The organism is Nostoc sp. CCY 9925 (assembly GCF_963920935.1).
Classification (GTDB): domain Bacteria; phylum Cyanobacteriota; class Cyanobacteriia; order Cyanobacteriales; family Nostocaceae; genus Nostoc.
In genome coordinates, this window is the sequence record NZ_CAWUDO010000209.1 from 1 (window position 1) to 5,745 (window position 5,745).

Genomic DNA, 5,745 nt, shown 5'->3' on the forward strand with positions numbered 1-5,745 from the left:
TCAGAATGATTATCATTTTTGTTAACTGTATATTTTATTCTCTGGAAGTCCCTAAGGGAACACTAGGTGACATCTGCTGTCCAATAGATGCTAAATCACCTGTTGTTGGCAGCAGGGAACCAATTTTTAGTCCGCTAGCTGTGGGGTTTTGCGGAGAATCTTCACAAGCAGCTAAGAGGAACCCAGTTGCTAGGGTAATTATACTCAAGGTTAAGGCTGCACTAATTCTTTGCATAAGTTACTTTCACTCCTCAGAATATTTAGGAGCCTAAAAGTAATATTCAAACTAGCTTTACAAGTTAGTTTGATTTTCTCAGGACTCCAAAGGATAAATCATAGCATCCCTCTGAGGAAGTAAAAGTGCTTACTCCGAGTGTAAATATTTTTATGCACACAATATAGTGTCATTGTGGCTCAAGATTTGAAAAACGGAGAGGGAGGGATTCGAACCCTCGGTACGGAGTTGCCTGCCGTACAACAGATTAGCAATCTGCCGCTTTCGACCACTCAGCCACCTCTCCAGGGTCACGAATAATGATGTTAGCAGATTTGTTTGGGAGAGTCAATAGTCATTTGTCATCTGTCTTTCTCATTTGACTAATGACTAATGACCAATGACCAATGACTAATTCTCAAAGGACTTGCGATCGCATCCAGGCCATGGGCAAAGAACGTAACTTTCGCCACTGAGGCACGTAGGCGCGTTTAGTGAAAGCATTATAATCGTTACGTTCTATTACAGTTAAAATCCCACTGTAATGCATCAGAGCCGCCCACACAGGCCAACGACCATCAGTAGCTAGGTATGAGATTCCTTTTTCTGCCTTGCGATAAAACTGTCGTGCCCGAGCAATTTGAAAGCGCATCAAGGAACGCCAGCGATCGTCCACTATACCCTCAAACAAGTCTTGTTCGGTATAATCGAATCTCGCCAAATCTTCTAGAGGAATATAAATTCGTCCGCGTCGGGCATCCTCACCAACATCTCGCAAGATGTTGGTAAGTTGCTTGGCAATTCCCAAGGCAATTTCTTCTTCGGTGGGATTATGTGGGTGTTGTTCGCGATACCACGGAGCTGTATTGTTGCTAGTATCCAATCCCATGACTGCTGTTGACATCAAGCCTACAGTGCCGGCGACACGATAACAGTAAAGATATAACTCCTCGAAGGTTTCATAGCGACTTCGGTATAAGTCCATACGTTGACCGGCAATCATGTCCCGAAAGGGCTGAATGTCCATCGGGAAGCGTTGAACAGTATCTACCAAAGCTACGTCGAAATTATCCAATGGGTGTCCAGCAAAAATCGATTCTAGCTGCTGCTCCCAGAGGTCTAGGGTTTCTGGCGTGGTAATAGCAGATGCAGGACCATCGACCAGTTCATCTAAACGGCGACACCAAGCATAGATTGCCCAAATAGCGGGACGCTTTTCCTTGCTCAGAAGCAAAGTACTGAGGTAAAAAGTCGTGGAATACTTGGCTATGAGATGACGACAAAGTTCGTAGGACTCGTCCACAGAGACCAGCGTTTTCATGCGGGCTTTGGATTCAGGCAGTTGCAGCATTCGTTGCAGGCGGTCGGGTGAGCGTTTGCAGGTTTGAGGATTTTGCTACCGGGAAGGCCTCAGAAATCGCTTGTGCTGTCAGCTTACCAGAAAGTACGGCACCTTCCATACTGCCTAAGTAGCGTTGCATGGTGTAACTTCCGGCGAGATAGAAGTTGGCAATCGGCGTAACTTGTGCAGGACGGTACTGTTGACGACCGGGGGTCGCTTTGTAAACTGAACGCGGCGTTTTCACCACATGAGATTTCAGCAGTTTTGCTGGGTTGTCTCCCCTAAAGTGGTGGGGGAAAAGTTTTTCTAACTCGGCAATTGTCGCAGCCACAATCTCCTCATCGGATTTGGCTATCCAATCTTTTGCCGGGGCTAGAACTAATTCCAGCATTGAGCGGTCAGGGTTGGCGTATTCACGGCAGGTATTGCTCATATCAGCATAAACGCTCAGGAGTGGCGATCGCGAAAATAGCAAGTGATCGATTTCTGTAAGTTTCCGGTCAAACCACAGATGTAGGTTGATCACTGGTACTCCTTCTAAGCCTTCTAGCTTCTGGAAAAACTGTATTTGCTTCCAAGGACTAGGCAAAATCGCTTTCAAGGGATCTACTGAGATGGCAGATACGTAAGCATCAGCCGTGATAATTTCATCTTCTGCCCCATTTAAACCCCGAATCAAGAATCCTTTGACCGTGTTATCGGGGTTGAGCAAAATCTCTTTCAACGGCGCATTTAACCGCACTTCCCCACCACCTGCTGTGATGTAATCGACGATAGGGCTGCATAGGCGTTCTGTAGGAGAACCATCCAAAAATGCAATTTTAGAACCATATCGTTCTTGTAGAAACCGATTTAGCGCAGTTAAGAGAATCGTTGCAGAAACTTCATCGGGGTTAATAAAGGTGAGGGCTTTACATGCAGCGATAAAAACGTCACTGGTTACTCGCTCATCAACACCTTGCCTTTCCAACCACTCTAGGAAACTGTACTTGTCCATGTCTTCAACATACTTTTGACCCCTAACCACTGCTGGAAGTAGGCCAATAGCAAATCGAATCTTTTGCTCCCATGTCAACATGTCTTTGTTGCGAAGAATCGACGCAATCACGTTGAATGGAGAGGGAATATCTGGAACATCAAAACGTGAGAATGTCCCAGGCTTGTCTGGTTGATTGAAAATCAGTGTGTGCTCTTTCCACTGGAGTCTATCTTCAATGCCCAACTCCTTGAGCAATTGGAGCATATTAGGATATGCCCCAAAGAAGGCGTGTAACCCGGTTTCGTACCAGTCGCCATCAGAGTCTTTCCAAGCCGCAACAAGACCACCCAGTACGTCCCGGCTTTCCAAGACAATGGGAGTGTGACCTGCGTCTTTTAGATATTTCGCGCAGGAAAGTCCTGCTAGACCAGCACCCGCGATCGCTACTCGCATTTAACCCTAATGCCCTTCAATATTTCTTAATGGTTTTGCCGTTCTCATTATACGTTGCAATCCGTTACATTTAGTAGTCGTTGTGCGATCGCTTTCCCAAAAAACTTCTGTAAAAGGGAATTTTGCCTGACACACACCAATCAAGACAACCATTGTTGACAATGGCTTTGCAGCCTTGATTTCATCTAGATTTAGACTACCAGATGTAGAGAAACAAAAGTCATTACTTCTGACTAAAAAAACTAGTTATTAACTGTTGTCTCAAAGCAGTTGATTTCTTTGGTAATTCGTGTATTTGCTCTCAGGAAATGCTTGGGGCATCGGTCAAGACTGCTAAATGATTTCCGGCTTATTTTCCGGAAAAACTTTGAGTTTATGTAACAATGAAAACATTGTATATCTTTAACTAAGTATTTTGACTGTTGTAAGTGACTTGCAGTTGTGAAGTGTAAAATTAAATGAAAAGCTATAGCTTTGGCGCAAATCTTTAGTAAAGATTCGGAACCATAATAATCGATGATATCTTCATCTGTTTCTCGTTTGCTTAGCCAGAGATGTGACCATTTCTTCTCACCATAACAAGTTGTTGAATATGCAAAACTGACTATTTCTTTAACAATGTTTTCAGGCAGATGAATTCGTGAAGATAAACTTCAGTTTTCAGATGGTTAACAACGTCATCGATATCTACATCTATAAAATAAGAATTGCTTTCATTAAAATCTAATTTAGCTGAAGTTTTAAGAAATAAATTTTGGATGCCTGCGGCAAGCCGATGAAGTGTCTAGGTCTGAAGCCTCCGTTCCGACTTGTCTTTCCACCCCAATAAAAGTATAGGATTAGGGTTGATGTTTTTAAGTTGAGTATCCCAGTTGTTTACTACACAACTATAGGTAAAGGATTATGGCAAGATCGCAAGAGCTAAAGCGCTTTGGAAATCACTTGATTCTGGGTATTTCCACTACTACATTAAGTGATGACGATAAGCACGCACTCAATGAATTAAAGCCCATTGGGGTAATATTTTTTGCTAAAAATTTTCTAGATGGCACTTCTTATGAGCTTTGGCTAGAAAAGTTTAAGGATCTGAACAACCAGATACGAGAATATACTGAACGCGATTCCTTGTTTGTGACTTTGGATCATGAAGGAGGTCGTGTTGTTCGGACACCACCGCCGATTACGCGATTTCCTCAGGCGTTATTGCTGCGATCGCACGCCTACGAAGTAGCAAAAGCAACAGCTATTGAGCTAAAATCCCTGGGAATAAATTTATCTTGGGCGCCTGTAGCAGATATTTTCTCCCATCCCAATAATCCTGTAATTGGTTCTCGTGCCTTCGGTAGCACTCCCGAAACTGCTGCTCAAGGTGCGCGTGATTACTACCTTGGACTTCGAGATTCAGGAATTATCGGATGCGCCAAACATTTCCCCGGACATGGAGACACTAGCCAAGATTCTCACATCGAACTACCAATACTCAATTTGAGCTTAGAAGACTTGCGACTTCGAGAACTGATACCTTTCAAAACCCTCATCGAAGTCCAGATTCCTTTAATTATGACTGCTCATATCTTATTTCCGAAGATAGATCCTGATGTGCCAGCAACCCTTTCTCAACCTATTCTGAAAAACATACTGAGGGAAGAACTTGGCTTTAAGGGAGTAGTTGTCTCTGACGACTTAGATATGAAAGCAGTTTCAGATATGCTGACTCAAGCTGGTACTATAGCGAGGTCATTTAATGCAGGCTGCGACCTGTTTATTGTTTCGCGTAATATTAATTCGTCATCTATTGAAAGAACTTATCAAATTGCTGAAGATTTTGCCGATTCTCTGAGTAACGGTAGCTTAGATGAATCAGTTGTGGAAGCAGCTAGAGAAAGAATTGAAAAACTACTGGCAGTAACACCGCAATATCCCATCCAAGCTCTGGATAAAGATGTATTATTGCAACATGCTCAACTGGCGATCGCTACTTCCTACTCATAAGCAAATGTGTATTCAAGTTGTATATTACCAATTGCCAAAAGGCTAGCTAGCATTGCATTTCTTAATTTTGAATTTTGTTAGCGCAGCTAAGCCGTGTCCGCGAGCGTCATTTTGAATTTTGAATTACTTAATGGGTGGTATAGGGGTCGAACCTATTTCTGCGGGTTAAAAGCCCGCTGCACAGCCGGTATGCCAACCACCCTAGTTAATTTGAATAAAAAATGAGCAAGTGCGATCGTATTACATCGCAAACTCTGTAACAGAAACACTACATATCAATCCACCAGGGAGGTACTGCCCCTCCTATTTCTGTGTTATCAGCACAGCGCCTCGCTTTTCGGCTTCAGGTGGAAAAGATTGCTGAATCTACACTGTGGAATTTTTAGATTGATTTTTCTTAGCCCAGTAACCCCTTGGAGGTCTAGGAATACCGTATTTTTTGCACCACTTAGCAATTGCAACATCAGATACTCCAAACTTGTGACTCACCTCAAGAACAGAAGTTTCCCAAATCATCTTTTGTAGGTCTTCCTTAGAGGGACGCTCAACTTTTCTAGATTTAAGGAAAACTCTGTTTTTCTTTATTAAAGTCACACCAGAATCTTTATCAGTTCGCTGCCTATTGGGTAACACTTTCGTTGATGTATCCTCAACCGAATTACTAGATTCTACGGTTAATTCATTAACCTCTATTAAGTCCTCACCTATATCATTGGTGATAGGTTAAGATAAAGCGTATTTTGTCAATCAGTTAAAATACTCAAA

At 42.8% G+C, this 5,745-nt stretch carries 3 protein-coding genes, 2 tRNA genes and 1 pseudogene; 1 reads left to right on the forward strand and 5 read right to left on the reverse strand.

Annotated elements, in window-relative coordinates; genetic code table 11:
- Window positions 1–52 precede the first annotated feature (52 nt).
- The 4 genes and pseudogenes from ACM0OY_RS39265 to pds form a co-directional block, all read right to left on the reverse strand.
- A pseudogene (locus ACM0OY_RS39265) lies at window positions 53–235 on the reverse strand (amino acid ABC transporter substrate-binding protein); the annotation flags it as partial.
- A 194-nt stretch (window positions 236–429) separates the two neighbouring features.
- Window positions 430–521 (reverse strand) — tRNA-Ser (locus tag ACM0OY_RS39270).
- Window positions 522–632: 111 nt separating this feature from the next.
- On the reverse strand, window positions 633–1,565 hold the full coding sequence (gene crtB, locus ACM0OY_RS39275) for a 15-cis-phytoene synthase CrtB (RefSeq protein ID WP_414574115.1): 933 nt from the start codon (window positions 1,563–1,565) through the stop codon (window positions 633–635).
- Window positions 1,549–2,988: a 15-cis-phytoene desaturase gene (pds, locus tag ACM0OY_RS39280; protein WP_414574116.1), complete on the reverse strand. Its 1,440-nt coding sequence runs from the start codon at window positions 2,986–2,988 to the stop codon at window positions 1,549–1,551. The genes crtB and pds overlap by 17 nt, the downstream gene beginning before the upstream one ends.
- 903 nt (window positions 2,989–3,891) lie before the next feature.
- Here pds and nagZ point away from each other — a divergent pair.
- Window positions 3,892–4,980 (forward strand): beta-N-acetylhexosaminidase, encoded by a 1,089-nt coding sequence (gene nagZ, locus ACM0OY_RS39285; RefSeq protein WP_414574117.1) that lies wholly within the window; start codon window positions 3,892–3,894, stop codon window positions 4,978–4,980.
- 131 nt (window positions 4,981–5,111) lie between these two features.
- Here nagZ and ACM0OY_RS39290 read toward each other — a convergent pair.
- A tRNA-Lys gene (locus tag ACM0OY_RS39290) sits at window positions 5,112–5,182 on the reverse strand.
- Between the last annotated feature and the right edge of the window lie 563 nt (window positions 5,183–5,745).